16 protein-coding genes are annotated in these 16656 nt (G+C 61.1%); 5 read left to right on the forward strand and 11 right to left on the reverse strand.

Features of this window, described 5'->3' with window-relative positions; translation table 11 throughout:
- Positions 1-21: 21 nt before the first annotated feature.
- The 3 genes from choV to NTD80_RS18955 form a co-directional block, all read right to left on the reverse strand.
- On the reverse strand, positions 22-1200 hold the full coding sequence (gene choV, locus NTD80_RS18945; RefSeq protein ID WP_065904810.1) for a choline ABC transporter ATP-binding protein: 1179 nt from the start codon (positions 1198-1200) through the stop codon (positions 22-24).
- Positions 1197-2042 carry a choline ABC transporter permease subunit gene (choW, locus tag NTD80_RS18950; protein WP_015886271.1) on the reverse strand — a complete coding sequence of 282 codons (846 nt, stop codon included), beginning with the start codon at positions 2040-2042 and terminating at the stop codon, positions 1197-1199. Before choW ends, choV begins: the two co-directional genes overlap by 4 nt.
- A gap of 69 nt (positions 2043-2111) precedes the next feature.
- On the reverse strand, positions 2112-3059 hold the full coding sequence (locus NTD80_RS18955) for a choline ABC transporter substrate-binding protein (protein WP_065904809.1): 948 nt from the start codon (positions 3057-3059) through the stop codon (positions 2112-2114).
- A 414-nt stretch (positions 3060-3473) separates the two neighbouring features.
- On the opposite strand from NTD80_RS18955, the gene NTD80_RS18960 reads away from it, so the two are divergent.
- Together NTD80_RS18960 and NTD80_RS18965 are read left to right on the forward strand one after the other, a co-directional pair.
- Entirely contained in the window at positions 3474-4850 is a 1377-nt protein-coding gene (locus NTD80_RS18960; protein ID WP_065904808.1) for an L-serine ammonia-lyase, read from the forward strand.
- Between the two features lie 572 nt (positions 4851-5422).
- The gene (locus NTD80_RS18965) at positions 5423-6526 is read left to right on the forward strand and encodes a GlxA family transcriptional regulator (RefSeq protein WP_005792167.1); all 1104 of its coding nucleotides are present in this window, start codon (positions 5423-5425) and stop codon (positions 6524-6526) included.
- Between the two features lie 95 nt (positions 6527-6621).
- Here the strand turns inward: NTD80_RS18965 and NTD80_RS18970 are convergent, their stop codons facing one another.
- The 6 genes from NTD80_RS18970 to NTD80_RS18995 all read right to left on the reverse strand — a co-directional run bounded on the left by NTD80_RS18970 (position 6622) and on the right by NTD80_RS18995 (position 11950).
- Complete coding sequence (locus NTD80_RS18970) at positions 6622-6885, reverse strand: hypothetical protein (RefSeq protein ID WP_065904803.1); 264 nt, start codon at positions 6883-6885, stop codon at positions 6622-6624.
- Between the two features lie 367 nt (positions 6886-7252).
- Complete coding sequence (locus NTD80_RS18975) at positions 7253-8413, reverse strand: gamma-butyrobetaine dioxygenase (protein ID WP_262134558.1); 1161 nt, start codon at positions 8411-8413, stop codon at positions 7253-7255.
- A 9-nt stretch (positions 8414-8422) separates the two neighbouring features.
- A complete protein-coding gene (locus NTD80_RS18980; protein ID WP_262134559.1) occupies positions 8423-8902 on the reverse strand; it encodes a thioesterase family protein in 480 nt (159 codons plus the stop codon).
- A gap of 118 nt (positions 8903-9020) precedes the next feature.
- Positions 9021-9986, reverse strand: a complete 966-nt coding sequence (locus NTD80_RS18985) for an L-carnitine dehydrogenase (protein WP_262134560.1) — start codon at positions 9984-9986, stop codon at positions 9021-9023.
- Between the two features lie 57 nt (positions 9987-10043).
- Entirely contained in the window at positions 10044-10931 is an 888-nt protein-coding gene (locus tag NTD80_RS18990) for a 3-keto-5-aminohexanoate cleavage protein (protein ID WP_262134561.1), read from the reverse strand.
- Between the two features lie 74 nt (positions 10932-11005).
- Entirely contained in the window at positions 11006-11950 is a 945-nt protein-coding gene (locus tag NTD80_RS18995; protein WP_065904794.1) for a choline ABC transporter substrate-binding protein, read from the reverse strand.
- A 193-nt stretch (positions 11951-12143) separates the two neighbouring features.
- Between NTD80_RS18995 and NTD80_RS19000 the strand changes: the two genes are divergently transcribed.
- Positions 12144-13088: a GlxA family transcriptional regulator gene (locus NTD80_RS19000; RefSeq protein ID WP_065904801.1), complete on the forward strand. Its 945-nt coding sequence runs from the start codon at positions 12144-12146 to the stop codon at positions 13086-13088.
- Positions 13089-13156: 68 nt separating this feature from the next.
- Entirely contained in the window at positions 13157-14323 is a 1167-nt protein-coding gene (locus NTD80_RS19005) for an AAA family ATPase (protein WP_262134562.1), read from the forward strand.
- Positions 14324-14447: 124 nt separating this feature from the next.
- Here the strand turns inward: NTD80_RS19005 and NTD80_RS19010 are convergent, their stop codons facing one another.
- Positions 14448-14864 (reverse strand): DUF3010 family protein, encoded by a 417-nt coding sequence (locus tag NTD80_RS19010; protein WP_120450251.1) that lies wholly within the window; start codon positions 14862-14864, stop codon positions 14448-14450.
- Between the two features lie 41 nt (positions 14865-14905).
- The gene (locus NTD80_RS19015; RefSeq protein WP_034109800.1) at positions 14906-15307 is read right to left on the reverse strand and encodes a lysozyme inhibitor LprI family protein; all 402 of its coding nucleotides are present in this window, start codon (positions 15305-15307) and stop codon (positions 14906-14908) included.
- Positions 15308-15525: 218 nt separating this feature from the next.
- On the opposite strand from NTD80_RS19015, the gene NTD80_RS19020 reads away from it, so the two are divergent.
- The gene (locus NTD80_RS19020; protein ID WP_065904789.1) at positions 15526-16503 is read left to right on the forward strand and encodes a dipeptidase; all 978 of its coding nucleotides are present in this window, start codon (positions 15526-15528) and stop codon (positions 16501-16503) included.
- Positions 16504-16656: the final 153 nt, after the last annotated feature.

Genomic DNA, 16656 nt, shown 5'->3' on the forward strand with positions numbered 1-16656 from the left:
TTCAGCCGATCTGTGCACTGCTCAGCCGAGGTTCTTGCCCAACAGGGCATGGTAGAGCTCACTGTCCCCCAGAATCCCCACCACCTGGTTGTTGTCATGCAACACCAGCTTGTTGCCGGTGTGATAACGAATCTGCAGCGCATCGCGCATGCCGATGTTTGAGTCCACCAGTGTCGGCACCCGGCCCAGACCTTCCACCGGTTGCCCCGGCGCCCAGTTCTGCAGGTTCATCACCGCGCCATTCTGGCGAGCACCGGTGATGGTGTTGCCTTCGGCCAGGTCCAGCCATGAGTCGCCACCGGGATCGAGGCACACCGAGCCGTTCACGCGCTTGCAGTTGTCCAGGGTGCGCATCAGGCTGCGCCCGCACAGCACGTTGAGCGGGTTGGTATGGGCGACGAAGGTGCGCACATAGTCGTCCGCCGGGTTCAGCACGATCTCTTCCGGCACGCTGTACTGGATGATCTTGCCGTCTTTCATGATCGCGATGCGGCTGCCCAGCTTGAGCGCTTCATCGAGGTCGTGGCTCACGAACACGATGGTCTTGCTCAGCTTGCGTTGCAGCTCCAGCAACTCGTCCTGCAGGCCCTGGCGGATCAGCGGGTCGAGGGCGGAGAAAGGTTCGTCCATCAGCAGGATGTCGGCGTCCATCGCCAACGCACGCGCCAGGCCGACGCGTTGCTGCATGCCGCCGGAGAGTTCGTCCGGTTTCTTGTTGCGCCACTGGGTCAGGCCCACCAGCTCGAGTTTCTCATCCACCAGCTTGCGGCGGTCTTTCTCCGGGCGGCCCTGCATTTCCAGGCCGAAGCTGATGTTTTCGCGCACTGTCAGCCAGGGCATCAGGGCGAACTTCTGGAACACCATGGCGATGCGCTTGGTGCGCATCATTTTCAGCTCGGCGGGCGTGCACGACGCGATGTCGATCTGGCGCCCTTCATGCTCCACGAACAGCTGGCCACGGCTGACGGTATTGAGGCCGTTGATGCAACGCAGCAGGCTCGACTTGCCGGACCCGGAGAGGCCCATGAGCACGCAGATCTCGCCTTTCTCGATATCCAGGCTGGCTTTTTCAACGCCGACAATCTGCCCGGTCTTTTTCAGAATTTCGTTGCGGTGCATCCCCTGGTCCAGCAGCTTGAGGGCTTCGCGTGGGTCCTTGGAGAAGATCACATCGACCTTGTCGAATCGGATAATGCTCATGCATCACCCCCTACTTTGGCGTCGGGTTGTTTGCAGATGCGGTCGAGCATGATGGCGAGCAATACGATCGCCAGGCCGGCTTCGAAACCGAGGGCGATATCGGCGGTGTTCAGCGCGTTGACCACCGGCTTGCCGAGGCCGTCGGCGCCTACCAGGGCCGCGATCACCACCATCGACAACGACAGCATGATGCATTGGGTAATGCCGGCGGCAATGCTCGGCATGGCGTGGGGCAGTTCAATGCGCGAGAGCAACTGACGGCGCGAGCAGCCAAAGGCCTTGCCGGCGTCCATCAACTCTTGCGGTACATCGCGGATACCCAGGTAGGTCAGGCGGATCGGCGCGGCAATCGCGAACACCACCGTGGATATCAGCCCGGGCACCACACCCAGCCCGAAGAGGGTCAGGGTAGGGATGAGGTAGACGAAGGTCGGTACGGTCTGCATCAGATCGAGCACCGGCCGCATCAGGGTGTAGAACATCGGCTTGTGCGCGGCAACAATGCCCAGCGGCACACCGATGACCACGCAGACCAGGGTGGCGAACAGCACCTGCGCGAGGGTTTCCATGGTTTCCTGCCAGTACCCCAGATTGAGGATCAGCAGGAACGAGGCGATGACAAATACAGTCAGGCCCCACTTGCGTTGAATGAAGTGAGCCAGCAGCGCAATCAGACCGATCAATGCCAGCGGATTGAACCAGGTCAGCGCAAACGTCACGCCGTGGATCATCGTTTCCAGCGTCGATGCGATTGCGTCGAAGTAGTTGGCGCCGTGTTGGGTCAACCATTCGACGAAGGCAGCGATGTACTGGCCTAGTGGGATTTTCTGTTCAGTCAGCATGGTAGTGAATGTCCACATGCGAAGGGGAAAACATCCCAGGCCAGCGCACCGGCCTGGGGTCAGCGGGTGTTATTTGGCGAGATAAGCTTTGACGGCCTCCAGACCGGGTTTGCCATCGACGGTGGTGACGCCTGCGAGCCAGGTGTCGAGCACTTGCGGGTTGGCCTTCAGCCAGGCCTTGGCCGCCGCATCGGGTTTCTGTTTTTCGTCCAGGACTTTACCCATCAGGGTGCTTTCCATGTTCAGGGTGAACACCAGGTTTTTCAGCAACTGGCCGACGTTGCTGCATTCCTGGGTGTAGCCCTTGCGGGTGTTGGTGTAGATGGTGGCCTGGCCGTAGTTGGGGCCGAACGAGTCGTCACCCCCGGTCAGGTACTTCATCTTGAAGCGAGTGTTCATCGGGTGCGGTTCCCAGCCGAGGAACACGATGGCCTGGTCGCGCTTGGTGGCGCGTTCGACCTGGGAGAGCATGCCGGCTTCGCTGGATTCGACGACTTTGAAGCCGGCGGTTTTCAGGCCGAAGGCGTCTTTGTCGATCAGCGTCTGGATGGTGCGGTTGCCGTCGTTACCCGGCTCGATGCCGTAGATCTTGCCCCCCAGCTCATCCTTGAATTTGGCGATATCGGCGAAGTCTTTCAGGCCTTTGTTGTACAGCGCTTCGGGTACCGCCAGGGTGTACTTGGCGTTCTCCAGATTGGCGCGCACGGTTTCCACGGTGCCGGCATCACGGTACTGCTTGATGTCGTTTTCCATGGTCGGCATCCAGTTGCCGAGGAAGATGTCCATGTTCTTGCCGTCGGCCAGGGACTTGTAGGTCACAGGTACCGAAATCATCGTGGTGCGCGGCTTGTAGCCCAGGCCCTTGAGGACTTCGCTGGTGGTCGCGGTGGTGACGGTGATGTCGGTCCAGCCGACATCGGAGAAATTGACGGTCTGACATTGTGCCGGTTCTGCAGCGTGCGCCAGGACTGGCAGACTCAGCATGGCGGCCAACAACAACGAGGGTGAACCTTTCATCTGGGTAGACTCCTGTGTTTTTTCTGGCGGCATTCGCCGCGCTTTATATGTGTTGCGGTTGGAACGTGCGACGCAGCGGCGGCGCGGTGCCTTGCAAACGAGTCGAGACTGATCATGTACCAGTGAAAATCTGACGCCTACAGGGGGCGTCGTATCCAGTACAGGGATGGTCGTATCCAGTGTCGGTGACGTCGCTTACAGATTTTTCCAAAGGCAAAACTGCAGTTTTCAACGATCTGCACCGCTAAAAACGGCCAAAACGCCTGATCGCACGAGAGCGACGCTGGTGAGCATGGGTACGTCGGTGTGAGACGCCGTGACGGCGGATAAAAGCTTGATGATGCCGCCATCTGGGCGATCTGAGCGTAGCAGCTCCTTGGTGTCCGGTTTGCTCACCTGCGGAGTCCCACGTTAATGGCTATCAGCGTTTTCGACCTGTTCAAGATCGGCATCGGGCCTTCTAGTTCTCACACCGTCGGCCCCATGCGCGCCGCGGCGTTGTTCGTCCAGGCATTGCGTGAACGTGAACTGTTGGAACAAGTCAGGCGCGTCGAAGTTCAGCTCTACGGCTCATTGTCGGCCACCGGCATTGGCCACGGCAGTGACACCGCGACCATCATGGGCCTGATGGGCGAATGGCCCGACGCGATCGATCCGGCGCAGATCGGCCTGCGTATCCACACCCTGCGCGAGACCGACACGCTGCTGCTGGATGGGCGTTTGCCGGTGCCGTTTGTGTGGGCACGCGACATGCGCCTGCTCGACGAAAACCTGCCCTTTCATCCCAACGCCATGACCCTGGTGGTGTTCGGCGATGACGGTGAGTTGCATCGCGACACCTACTATTCGGTCGGCGGCGGTTTTGTCGTGGATGAAGCCCAGGCGCAGAGTGGCGTAGCGGATATGGATCGCACCGAGCTGCCCTATGATTTTTCCAGCGCGGTGGAGTTATTGCAGCTGTGCAAGACCCACAACCTGCGCGTCGCCGAGTTGATGTTGGCGAATGAAAAAACCTGGCGCTCGGAAGATGAAATCCGCAGCGGCCTGATGAAACTCTGGCGCGCCATGCAGGCGTGTGTGGAGGAGGGGCTCAAGCACGAGGGCATCTTGCCGGGTGGCCTGAACGTGCGCCGCCGCGCGGCCAAGTTGCACCGCAGTTTGCTGGAGCTGAACAAACCCAATGTGATCGGCTCGACCTTGAGCGCCATGGAGTGGGTCAACCTGTTCGCCCTGGCGGTCAATGAAGAAAACGCTGCCGGTGGACGCATGGTCACCGCACCCACCAACGGCGCGGCGGGGATCATCCCGGCAGTGCTGCACTACTTCATGAAATTCAGCGAGGAAGTGACCGAAGCCAACGTGGTCGACTACCTGCTCGGCGCTGCGGCGGTGGGCATCCTGTGCAAGAAAAACGCGTCGATCTCCGGTGCCGAGGTCGGGTGCCAAGGCGAAGTCGGCTCGGCCTGTGCGATGGCCGCCGCCGGCTTGGCGGAAATCCTCGGCGCCACGCCGGAGCAACTGTGCAACGCTGCGGAGATCGGCCTGGAACACAACCTCGGCCTGACCTGCGACCCGGTGGGCGGATTGGTGCAAGTGCCGTGCATCGAGCGCAACGCGATTGCGGCGGTGAAGGCGATCAACGCGGCGCAGATGGCCCTGCGCGGTGATGGCCAGCACTTCATCTCGCTCGACCGGGTGATCCGCACCATGCGCGATACCGGGGCGGACATGCACGACAAGTACAAGGAAACCTCACGCGGTGGGTTGGCGGTGAGCGCGGTAGAGTGTTGACCCCTTTCTCCGGTGGGCAGCTTGTTGTGGCGAGCGGGCTTGCCCCGCGTTGGGCTGCGCAGCAGCCCCAATAACTTCACCTGAGTTCGTTCAGGAATATCGAGGTGTCAGGTTCTGGGGCTGCTGCGCGGCCCAACGCGGGGCAAGCCCGCTCGCCACAATTGAGGTGCAAACTGCGCATAAAGTGAACATTCCAACCAAAAGCGCCACCTTTTAGCGCGTCGCAAACAGATAAGTAGCTCCCAAACGATTTGCCCCTCGACCACCCGTCACCTGTGCGTGTGGTGACAGACTTTTCCTATGCTCTGAAAGCGCCTTCCCACAAGTGCTACCGATCTGCTCACACCCCTTGAACAGGCTCACTCCTGCCACTGAATCGGGTCATATCCCGCACTCGCGGCGCGGGCTTATATAGACGCTTCATCAGGTCGTTTTCAGGAGTTATTGAATGGCCATTCAAATTTAGGCATGGCATTTGCTCTATCAATTCAAAGCCTCGCCTCTCCAGGACGAGCGCAATAACAAGAGCCTCGCCTGAGGCCATCACCCGCTTTGTGTGAGGAGATACCGCGATGACGTCGTTCAACTCAGGGGCCCAACCCCAGAACCGTGCGCCTCAATCCATCGGCTTTTTGCTGCTGGACAATTTCACGCTGATTTCCCTGGCGTCGGCAGTGGAACCGCTGCGCATGGCCAACCAGTTGTCCGGCCGCGAGCTGTATCGCTGGACCACCCTGAGTGTCGACGGCAACCAGGTCTGGGCCAGCGACGGCCTGCAAATCACCCCCGATGCCTCCATGCACAAAGCCCCGGCCCTGGACACTGTGATTGTGTGCGGCGGCGTGGGTATCCAGCGCACCGTTACCCGTGAACACGTGTCGTGGCTGCAAAGCCAGGCGCGCCAGTCGCGTCGCCTTGGCGCGGTGTGCACCGGCAGCTGGGCCCTGGCCTGCGCCGGCTTGCTCGATGGGTTTGATTGCAGCGTGCACTGGGAATGCCTGGCGTCGATGCAGGAAGCCTTTCCGCGGGTCGCCATGAGCACACGCTTGTTCACCCTCGACCGCAACCGTTTCACCAGCTCCGGTGGCACCGCGCCGCTGGACATGATGCTGCACCTGATCAGCCGCGACCACGGTCGCGAACTGTCCGCAGCCATCTCCGAGATGTTCGTGTACGAACGCATCCGCAACGAACAGGATCACCAGCGCGTGCCGCTCAAGCACATGCTCGGCACCAACCAGCCGAAGCTGCAGGAAATCGTCGCGCTGATGGAAGCCAACCTTGAAGAGCCGATCGACCTGGATGAGCTGGCGGTGTACGTCGCCGTGTCGCGGCGCCAGCTGGAGCGGCTGTTCCAGAAATACCTGCACTGCTCGCCGTCGCGCTACTACCTCAAGCTGCGCCTGATCCGTGCGCGGCAGTTGCTCAAGCAAACGCCGATGTCGATCATCGAAGTGGCGTCGGTGTGCGGGTTTGTCTCCACGCCGCACTTCTCCAAGTGCTACCGCGAATACTTCGGCATTCCGCCACGCGATGAGCGTGTGGGTTCCAACACCACGCAGCAAGTGGCGATGATGCCGATTCCGCAGGCGCTGGTGTTGTCACCGTTGTCGGGGCCGATGTCGGCGTTGAGCCAGGCGCGCAATGAGTCGACTTTTGCCAGTGTAAGGCTCTAGACCGGGCCGTCTTCATCGCCGGCAAGCCAGCTCCCACATTTGAATGCATTCACAGATCAAAATGTGGGAGCTGGCTTGCCTGCGATGGAGCTCTATCAGGCGCCAGAGTTCTGCTTGAACTGCACCAAGGCCGGCAACAACTGCTTGTCGATTGCCTGGCGTACCGCCGGCAGGATCGTCGCGCTGCCGGTGTACATCTGTTCCACCATGCCCTTGAGCGCCTTGGCCCGTGCGGCACTCAAACCGCGCACGGCGCATTCGCAGGCCTGTTCGGCGCTGGCGCCGCTGGACACCTCGAAACCCAGCGAGCGCAGTTGGCTCAGCAGGTCATCCTGGTCAATCAAATCCGCGTGCATCATGACGTTTATCCTGGTGTAGGGAGCGGGAGATTGAGGTCGATTCTGGTAGGCCATTACCGAGTCGGCAAGGCCTGAATGCGTGAATGTCCGGCACACCTATGAACAGGTCGTTTTCGGCTAACTCGCAAGGAAGGGGAGTGTGCACACTGGCATCAAGCAAGCAGCTTGAAGGTTTGGTCACCCTCGGGATGCGCAGCTCACACAAAGCACTCTGCCCCGATCCTGTCACGGCTGGATCGGGGCTTTTTTTGCCTGGAATCTGAGGTGTCGGTACTGGCCCTATCGCAGGCAAGCCAGCTCCCACAGTTTGGAGTGTGAGCCCGGTCAAGTGTGGGAGCGGGCTTGCTCGCGAAGGGCGCGCCTCGGTCTACCGCTGCAACACCAATATCCTGGACAACAACTCATCCCGGTCGATATAGCACCCCTGGAAATGCCGCGCCCCCGAAGCCGGATCAAACGCATTGCGCGCATGCAAGGTGCGGCGGTTATCGAAGCACCACAACTCGCCCGGGTTCAGGCGCTTGACCAGCCGAAAACGAGCCTCGCGCGTCATCGCAATAAACCGCCGATAAGCCCGATACAACAACGGCATCTGCTCCACCGGCGCCTCGAACGGCCCGCGCAAAAAGTTCGCCATGCGAATCTCCGCCACATCGCCCAGGGCATCCAAAGCAATGATCGGCGCGAGACGGCGATAGTCGCTGTGACGGTCCTTGTTGCGAAACTCCACGGGGATTTCACACAGTGCGCGAAACGCTTCGGGGTCTTCCGTGCGCAGGGCATGGGCGATGGCGAAACCATCGACAAAAATACTCTCGCCGCCGGTGGCATCGTTCACCAGGCAATGCAGAAATTGCAGCCCCGGTTGCAGCTCCCGCGTCGGCAAATCGCTGTGCAACGGCAGGTTGAATGCGGTGTACGCATTGCTGTCGGCATCGGCCTTGGATTGCACGTTGAACAGCACGCCGAAATTGCTTTCGCGGATGAACGCAATACGCTTGGCGATCAGCGCCAGTGAGCCGGGTTCGGTCGGTACGCCGCGCACTTGGGTCAGGCCAGAGTCGCGCACCGCCAGCAGCCACTGCAGCAGCGCCTTGGGGTCTTCCATCACGGCGGCGTAGTCGAACACCGGCAACGTGAAGCGGCTGTCCCAGAGCCTGGATTTCGGCCTGGCAGCCTGGCGTTCAGCGCGCGATTGGTCGTCGTAGGCGTGAGCCCGCAACCAGCCGGGATCGTATTGGCTGCGATGGCCGCCGAGCCACTGTACGCTGAGAAAACCCTGTTCGATCTGCACATCGACGGCGGTCAGTGCCTCATCCACATCGACGATTTCCAGTACCTGCTCGCGGGTGACGCTGTACACGCATTCGGTGCACGGGCAGTTATCGCGCAGCCATTGATGATGAAACGGGCTGACCCGTCCATCGGCCCACCGCACGCGAATCTGATCGTTCAGCACCTGCGCATCGGCGAGATCGCTGATCTTGGGGTAGGTACGAAAATCGGCAACAGCAGCGGCGGTTTGCATGGTGGCTCCTTATGATTTTTTGGGTGGCAATCCAATCACTCGACCCAGCAGGGCAGGGCGGGGCAGGTCGGCTTGAGCGGTGCTGATGAGCGTCAGCTTTTCCAGCGTGGCCTCGGTGAACGGCGCCGAATTCGGCCCTGCGAGGTCGACGTGCAAGAGCATCTGTTCATTGCCGGCCAGTTCCTGCTCATGACCGACTAAATGCAGGCTGTGATAGAGATGCAGACGCTTGGCGTCGTGGGCGATCAGTTGCGTGTGTACTTCAACCTCGGCACCCAGTTTCACCTCGTGCAGGTAGTTGAGGTGCAGCTCGAGCGTGAACAACGAGTGGCCGCTGGCTGCGCGGTTTTCGCTGTCCAGCCCCAGGGTGTCCATCAGTGCGTCGGTGGCGTAGCTGAAGATCAGCAGGTAGAACGCATCGCGCAGATGGCCGTTGTAGTCCACCCAGTCCGGTTGGATTTTGGTGGTATAGGTGGTCAATGCAGGCATGTCTGGGATTCCGGATCATTATTCGGTTCAACTGTAGGAGCTGGCTTGCCGGCGATGGCGATGTCGGATTCACCACCGCTATCGCCGGCAAGCCAGCTCCTACAAGGATCAACTGCCGTTATTCGGCGAAGCTCATGCCGTGCTTGGCTTTAGTCACCTTGACCGCCTCCAGCACTGCCAGCAGGCAATCATCACGATAGCGTTCCAGCGCCGAAATGCTGTGGCTGCCGAGTTGATCGCGGGTGCCGTCGACCACATCGTCAATCAACTTGTCGGTGAGTTCCGGTGCCGGCAGGTACGTCCACGGCAACTGCAGCGCGGGGCCGAACTGCGCCATGAAGTGACGCATGCCGGCATCACCGCCCGCCAGGGTATAGGTGAGGAAGGTGCCCATGAACGACCAACGCAAACCGGCGCCAAAACGAATCGCATCGTCGATTTCACCGGTGGTCGCCACGCCGTCATTCACCAGGTGCAACGCCTCGCGCCACAGCGCTTCGAGCAAGCGGTCGGCGATGAAGCCGGGGACTTCCTTGCGCACATGCAACGGGCGCATGCCGAGGGACTCATACACCGTGATCGCGGCTTGAATGGCGTGCGGCGCGGTGTGCTTGCCGCCGACCACCTCCACCAGCGGCAACAGGTACACAGGGTTGAACGGATGACCCACCACGCACCGTTCCGGGTGCGTGGAGCCTTCATAAAACTCGCTCGGCAACAGCCCTGATGTACTCGAACCAATCAATGCATTCGGCTTGGCCGCTGCACTGATCTTGCTGTGCAGTTCCAGCTTCAACTCCAGACGCTCCGGGGCGCTTTCCTGGATGAAGTCGGCGTCTTTCACGCATTCTTCAATGGTGGCGACAAAGCGCAGGCGCTCCTGCGAGGCACCCGGTGCCAGGCCTTGTTTCTCCAGGGCGCCCCAGGCATTCGCGACGCGCTTGCGCAGGGCGGCTTCGGCACCGGGCGCCGGGTCCCAGGCGACCACGTCGAGACCGTGGGCCAGGGCGCGCGACACCCAGCCGCTGCCGATAACGCCGCTGCCGAGGGCGGCGAAGGTTTTGATTTCAGTGATAAAGCTCATGGAAAATTCCTGAAGTATTCGGTGATCCCGCATTTTTAATTCGCTTTCGGCAAGCAATCAGCCGCGCTTGGCCAGGCCCATCTTGATTCGACCTTCCGCCGGGGTCATGACCCTTGCACCCAGGCGGCTGAGGATTTCACTCGCCCGCTCCACCAGTTGGCCATTGGTCGCCAGCACGCCCTTGTCCAGCCACAGGTTGTCTTCCAGGCCGACCCGCACGTTGCCGCCCAGCAGCACCGCTTGTGCGGCCATCGGCATTTGCATGCGGCCGATGCCGAAGCCGGCCCACACCGCGTCGGCGGGCAGGTTGTCGACCATGGCTTTCATGGTGGTGGTGTCGGCCGGCGCGCCCCACGGAATGCCCAGGCACAGTTGGAACAACGGGTTATCGAGCAGGCCTTCCTTGATCATCTGCTTGGCGAACCACAGGTGGCCGGTGTCGAAGATTTCCAGCTCGGCCTTCACGCCCAGCTCTTGAATGCGCTTGGCGCCGGCACGCAGTTGCGCCGGGGTCGACACGTAAATGGTGTCGCCGTCGCCGAAGTTCAGGGTGCCGCAGTCCAGGGTGCAGATTTCCGGCAGCAGCTCCTCGACGTGAGCCAGGCGGGTCAGCGGGCCGACCAGGTCGGTATTGGGCCCGAACTCCATCGGGTGCTCGCCGCCGCCGATCTCCAGGTCGCCGCCCATGCCGGCCGTGAGGTTGACGATGATGTCGATGTCGGCCTCGCGGATGCGCTCCATCACTTCGCGGTATAGGGCGACGTCGCGGCTGAACTTGCCGGTTTCAGGGTCGCGCACATGGCAGTGCACAACGGTGGCGCCGGCCTTGGCAGCTTCCACCGCGGCGGCGGCGATTTGCTTGGGGGTGACCGGCACGTGCGGGCTTCTGGCGGTCGTGTCGCCAGCACCGGTGAGTGCGCAGGTGATGATGACGTCGTGGTTCATGAGGCAGGTTCCTTACAGGCGTGGTGGTGCCGTTCGCAGCCAGGAGCGGCTGCGAAACGGTGATTCGGATCAGGTTATTTGCTGCTCAATTGCAGGTTGGCGGCGGCCGGTTTGCCGTCGAACGTGGTCACCCCTTCGAGCCAGCGCTGCTGGTCTTGCGGGTGATCCTTGAGCCACTGCCTGGCGGACTCGAGGGCGTCCTTGTGATCCAGCAACGGCTGCATCATTCGGCTCTCGTCGGCGGCAGTGAAGGTCAGGTTGGTCAGCAGCTTGTGGACGTTGGGGCACTGCTCGGCGTAGTTCGGCGCGGTAACGCTCCACACGGTGGCCATGCCTTCGTTCGGGCCCAGGGCATCGTCGCTGCCGGTGAGGTAAGTCATGGCGACGTTGACGTTCATCGGGTGCGGCGCCCAGCCGAAGAACACCACCGCTTCCTTGCGGCGCACCGCACGGTCGACGGCGGCGAGCATGCCGGCCTCACTGGATTCCACCAGCTGGAACTTGCCGAGGCCGAACTGATTCTTGGCGATCATGGCCTTGATCTGGGTGTTGGCGCCCGAGCCAGGCTCGATGCCGTAGATCTTGCCGCCCAGCTCTTTCTCGAACTTGGCGATGTCGGCGAAGGTTTTCAGGCCTTTGTCGGCGAGGTACGTGGGAACTGCGAGGGTGGCGCGGGCGTCTTCCAGGCTCGGCTTGTCGAGGACCTTGACCTGCTTGGCGTCGACGAACGGCGTGATGGTCTGGGTCATCAGCGGGTTCCAGTAGCCGAGGAACAGGTCCAGGCGCTGGTCGCGGATGCCGGCGAAGATGATTTGCTGAGAGGCGCTGGTCTGTTTGGTCTTGTAGCCGAGGCCGTCGAGCAACACTTGGGTCATGGCGCTGGTGGCGATTACGTCGGTCCAGTTCACCACGCCCATGCGCACGTTCTGGCAAGAGGCCGCATCGGCAGCCAGGACGTTCGTGCTCAAAATGGCGCTGGCGCTGAGTGCGAGCACGCAGCGGCTGATCAGTCGGTTCATGGTGGATCCCTCGGCAGGTCGTTATTGTGGGGTCCGGCGTCTTTGTGCGCCGTGAGGCCAAGTTACGCAGCTTGCGGGTCTAGAAAACGCACGGCGGCGACTCGCTCTTGCACTGCAGCGACCTGCCCCCTTGAATCCGCCCATGAACGGGAGTATCACAGTGCCACGCTGCCCGTCCGACGAGAGCGCCACCATGTCCCAGGATTTCTACTTTCTGCTGATGCCGGGTTTCTCGGCCATCGGTTTTATCTCCGCGTTGGAGCCGCTGCGGGTCGCCAACCGCTTTCGCGGTGAGCTGTACCGCTGGCACATACTGAGCGCCGATGGAGGGGCGGTACTGGCGAGCAATGGCATGTCGGTCAACGCCGATGCCGCGCTGGAACCCCTGAAAAAAGGCGCGACGCTGCTGGTGGTGGCCGGCTTCGAGCCGCTGCAGTTCGCCACGCCTGCGCTGGAGCACTGGCTGCGCCGCCTCGACCACGATGGCGTGACCCTCGGCGCCATCGACACCGGCGCGTGTGTGCTGGCCGAAGCCGGTTTGCTCGACGGCCACCGGCTGACCCTGCACTGGGAAGCCATCGACGCCTTCAAGGAATCTTATCCACAGCTCACCGTGACCCAGGAGCTGTTCGAGATCGACCGCCGGCGCATCACCTGCGCCGGCGGCACCGCTTCCATCGACCTGATGCTCGACCTGATCGCCCAGGCCCACGGCCCGGACCTGGCGATCCAGGTCTCCGAGCAATTCGTGCTCGGGCGTATTCGCCCACGCAAAGACCACCAGCGCATGCAGATCGCCACGCGCTATGGCATCAACAACAAGAAGTTGGTGCAGGTGATCGGCGAAATGGAGCAGCACACCGAACCGCCCCTGAGCACCCTGGCCCTGGCGGAGGCGATCAAGGTCACGCGGCGCCAGCTGGAGCGCCTGTTTCGCCTGCACCTGAACGACACACCGAGCAATTTCTACCTCGGCCTGCGCCTGGAAAAAGCCCGGCAACTGCTGCGCCAGAGCGATATGAGCGTGCTGGAAGTGAGCATTGCCTGCGGGTTTGAGTCGCCGTCGTACTTCACCCGGAGTTACCGGGCGCGGTTTGCGAAATGTCCGCGGGAGGACCGGCGACGGGAGGCGGTTTGACGGCCAATTATAGTCGATTATACTCGCTACTATAATTTATAGTCCTTTGCATAATTGAGTATAAAACCATGTCCAAGCACAGCGGCTTTGTATTCCGCCGTCCCGCCCTGGCCAGCAGCATTGCCGATGGCCTGGTGGGGGCTGGCATCCAGGATTTCACCTCGGGCCTGTTTCTAGCGGCGCCGCGTCGCACGGGCAAAAGTACGTTTTTGCGTGAAGACCTGATCCCGGAATGTCAGCTGCGCGGTTGGCTGGCGGTGTATGTCGATCTGTGGGCCGACAAAGAGAACGACCCCGCGGAGTTGATCGCCAGTGCAATCGCCGCCGCGCTGGTGACCTATGAGAAGGGCATTCGCAAGCTGGCCAAGAACATTGGCATCGAGAAATTAAGCTTCCTGCGTACCCTGTCCTGGGATTTCACCAAGCCGCAATTGCCCGTCGGTGCGACGCTGACCCAAGCCTTGGAATTGCTCCACAGTGCTGCGGAAAAACCCGTTGTGCTGGTGATTGACGAAGCGCAGCACGCCTTGACCACCGAGTCAGGCATCAATGCGATGTTCGCGCTGAAGGCCGCCCGGGACCAGCTCAACCAAGGGCGTGACGAGGAGGGCAGCGGTTTGCACCTGGTGTTCACCGGTTCCAACCGAGACAAGCTGGCCCATTTGGTGCTGGGCAAGAGCCAGCCGTTCTTCGGCTCCAGCATCACGCCGTTCCCGTTGCTCGGCAAAGAGTTCACGCGAGCCTACACCGCGCACCTCAACGCGCATTTGGCTAAAACCAATCAGTTCAACGCCGCCGACATTGATGACGCCTTCGAGCTGGTAGGCCGTCGCCCCGAAATGCTGCGCACCATTATTGGCGAAGTGGCGCTGGAGCTGGGCGAAGCGAGCAACCTGGGCCAGTTGCTGCACAGTCGCGCCGAATTTCTGCGTGCCGGCGTATGGACGGAATTCGAAAGTGCCTGGAACAACCTCACCATCCCCCAGCGAGCTGTGCTCGAGGTCATGGTGCAGCGCTCGCAGAACAACGAACCCTTTGCGCCGTTCACCGACAGCACCCTCACGGCGGTGAGCAAGGCGCTGGAGGCCATGGGCAGCGATGTGGTGCCGGGCACCCAGACGATTCAGGCCTGTATCGATGCCTTGCGCGACAAGGAACTGGTGTGGAAGTCGAGCCGGGGCGGCTATGCGCTGGAGGACAAAACCTTCGGTGACTGGCTGCTGCGCAAGCGCTGAAGGGCAACGCAGGTCAAATGTAGGCGCTGGCTTGCCTGCGATAGCGGTCGATCAGGCAGTGCGGGGTCATCTGGCAAACCGTCATCGCCGGCAAGCCAGCGCCTACAGGGGATTGGTGCGTGGCTTACTTCTTTAGCAGGGCCGAACACGCCGCCTTATAGGCTTCATGCTGATACTTGTTCAACGTGGCCGGCAGCTCGAAGTTGTGTTTCTTGTTCTGCGCATTGATGGTCTGCGGCGACAGCAGCGTCACCTCAACCCCCTCCAGCAACTGAAACACGCCTTCGATCTTGAACGTGGTCGGGCCGCCGGCGAACTCGCCTTTCTTGCTGCGCTTCTTGATCGCGATCCGGGTGATGGCGTTGGCCTGCACGAACGCCTTCACCTGAGCCGCAAAGGCTTTGACGTTGGCGGCTTCATCGTCGTCTTCAAGCGCGATTTTCTTGGTGGCCAGGGCGACGTGGGCCAGTGCCTGGTTATCCAGGGAGGCAACGGCGATGATGGCTTCGCTGCCTTTGATTTCGATGCCGCAGAGAGTCATGAGTAGCCTTGATTCAAGAGGAAAGTGACGGGGATTGTCGCTTATTCCTGCCCGATCGACTCCAAAAACTCCGACCGCTCATCACTCATCCGCGCCAGGCAGTCATTTTGCGCAATCGCGTAGGCCTTGGTCCCGTTCACCGCTGGGAAGGTGTCCACGGCGCAGTCGGCGTCACGCAGTTTTTCCCATTTTTGCTGGGCATCCTTCAGACGAGCGGTAATGTCGGCGAGTTTGGTCTTGTCGCTGCCATAGGTCGAACCCATGCGTTCCAGCAGGCCCTGGTAGTTATCCTTGAGCAGCTGTTCGGCGGTGGTTTTGTTGTAGGTGGCGCATTCCAGGGTTTGCTTGTCGTTTTCGATGCCATCGCACGGCGTGCTGTCGGTGTCTTCGGCCGCGTGGACGCCGGTTGCGATGAGTGCCAAAGCCAGGAAAATCGATTTCATTGCGCCGTCTCATATCAGGTGATGCGGAATTCTGGCTCAAGCGTAAGACAAATAACAGCCGCCAGTCAGACACCTCTTAACAGCCTTTGTCGCGGATTGACGCTTTCGGCAATTCCCCTGTCGTTTTTGCACCCGGCTCGGGTTTGCCCTGGGCATATGCTGGCCCCAAAGCGCCGGCAGACGATTCGGCGCATGAATCGCCAATAAGGGGACGCCTGATGAGCCCAGCCGAATTGCACGCCGACAGCATCGTTATCGACGGGCTGATTATTGCCAAGTGGAACCGCGACCTGTTCGAGGACATGCGCAAAGGTGGCCTCACCGCCGCCAACTGCACCGTGTCGGTGTGGGAAGGGTTCCAGGCCACGATCAACAATATCGTCGCCAGCCAGACCCTGATCCGCGAGAACAGCGACCTGGTGATCCCGGTGAAAACCACCGCTGACATCCGCAAGGCCAAGGAGCAGGGCAAGACCGGCATCATCTTCGGCTTCCAGAACGCCCACGCGTTTGAAGACCAGTTGGGCTATGTCGAGATCTTCAAGCAGCTCGGCGTCGGTGTGGTGCAGATGTGCTACAACACCCAGAACCTGGTGGGCACCGGCTGCTACGAACGCGATGGCGGCCTGTCGGGCTTCGGGCGCGAGGTGGTCGCCGAAATGAACCGCGTCGGCATCATGTGCGACCTGTCCCACGTCGGCTCCAAGACTTCCGAAGAAGTCATCCTCGAATCGAAAAAGCCTGTGTGCTACTCCCACTGCCTGCCTTCCGGCCTGAAAGAGCACCCGCGCAACAAGTCCGATGAAGAACTCAAGTTCATTGCCGACCATGGCGGTTTTGTCGGCGTGACCATGTTTGCGCCGTTCCTCGCCAAGGGCATCGACTCGACCATCGACGACTACGCCGAAGCCATCGAGTACACCATGAACATCGTCGGCGAAGATGCCATCGGCATCGGCACCGACTTCACCCAGGGCCATGGCCAGGATTTCTTCGAAATGCTGACCCATGACAAGGGCTACGCCCGCCGCCTGACCAGCTTCGGCAAGATCATCAATCCGCTGGGCATCCGCACCGTGGGCGAGTTCCCCAACCTCACCGAGACCCTGCTCAAGCGCGGCCACAGCGAGCGCGTGGTGCGCAAGATCATGGGCGAGAACTGGGTCAACGTCTTGAAGGACGTTTGGGGCGAGTGAATACCTCCGGAGCCTACTCCGCTCGCCGATAGCTGCGTCAGGTCCTCGCGCCAAACTCGCCGTACGTCCCGTACTGCCTCGCTTGTCGCTCGGGTCCTTCCTTGCTCTCGACGTGCTCGCTACGGCTCCAAAGTCATTCACACGGCTTGTTTA

Origin of the sequence: Pseudomonas sp. 13B_2.1_Bac1 (genome assembly GCF_025466155.1) — a bacterium.
Classification (GTDB): Bacteria; Pseudomonadota; Gammaproteobacteria; order Pseudomonadales; family Pseudomonadaceae; genus Aquipseudomonas; species Aquipseudomonas aylmerensis.

Bases quoted from the DNA above. Each gene is read 5' to 3' on its own strand.
- NTD80_RS18985 (WP_262134560.1), bottom strand. From the start codon at position 9,986: ATGAGCTTTATCACTGAAATCAAAACCTTCGCCGCCCTCGGCAGCGGC.
- NTD80_RS18995 (WP_065904794.1), bottom strand. From the start codon at position 11,950: ATGAACCGACTGATCAGCCGCTGCGTGCTCGCACTCAGCGCCAGCGCC.
- NTD80_RS19010 (WP_120450251.1), bottom strand. From the start codon at position 14,864: ATGACTCTCTGCGGCATCGAAATCAAAGGCAGCGAAGCCATCATCGCC.
- NTD80_RS19015 (WP_034109800.1), bottom strand. From the start codon at position 15,307: ATGAAATCGATTTTCCTGGCTTTGGCACTCATCGCAACCGGCGTCCAC.
- NTD80_RS18975 (WP_262134558.1), bottom strand. From the start codon at position 8,413: ATGCAAACCGCCGCTGCTGTTGCCGATTTTCGTACCTACCCCAAGATC.
- NTD80_RS18970 (WP_065904803.1), bottom strand. From the start codon at position 6,885: ATGATGCACGCGGATTTGATTGACCAGGATGACCTGCTGAGCCAACTG.
- NTD80_RS18960 (WP_065904808.1), top strand. From the start codon at position 3,474: ATGGCTATCAGCGTTTTCGACCTGTTCAAGATCGGCATCGGGCCTTCT.
- NTD80_RS19005 (WP_262134562.1), top strand. From the start codon at position 13,157: ATGTCCAAGCACAGCGGCTTTGTATTCCGCCGTCCCGCCCTGGCCAGC.
- NTD80_RS18955 (WP_065904809.1), bottom strand. From the start codon at position 3,059: ATGAAAGGTTCACCCTCGTTGTTGTTGGCCGCCATGCTGAGTCTGCCA.
- choV (WP_065904810.1), bottom strand. From the start codon at position 1,200: ATGAGCATTATCCGATTCGACAAGGTCGATGTGATCTTCTCCAAGGAC.
- NTD80_RS18980 (WP_262134559.1), bottom strand. From the start codon at position 8,902: ATGCCTGCATTGACCACCTATACCACCAAAATCCAACCGGACTGGGTG.
- choW (WP_015886271.1), bottom strand. From the start codon at position 2,042: ATGCTGACTGAACAGAAAATCCCACTAGGCCAGTACATCGCTGCCTTC.
- NTD80_RS18990 (WP_262134561.1), bottom strand. From the start codon at position 10,931: ATGAACCACGACGTCATCATCACCTGCGCACTCACCGGTGCTGGCGAC.
- NTD80_RS18965 (WP_005792167.1), top strand. From the start codon at position 5,423: ATGACGTCGTTCAACTCAGGGGCCCAACCCCAGAACCGTGCGCCTCAA.
- NTD80_RS19000 (WP_065904801.1), top strand. From the start codon at position 12,144: ATGTCCCAGGATTTCTACTTTCTGCTGATGCCGGGTTTCTCGGCCATC.
- NTD80_RS19020 (WP_065904789.1), top strand. From the start codon at position 15,526: ATGAGCCCAGCCGAATTGCACGCCGACAGCATCGTTATCGACGGGCTG.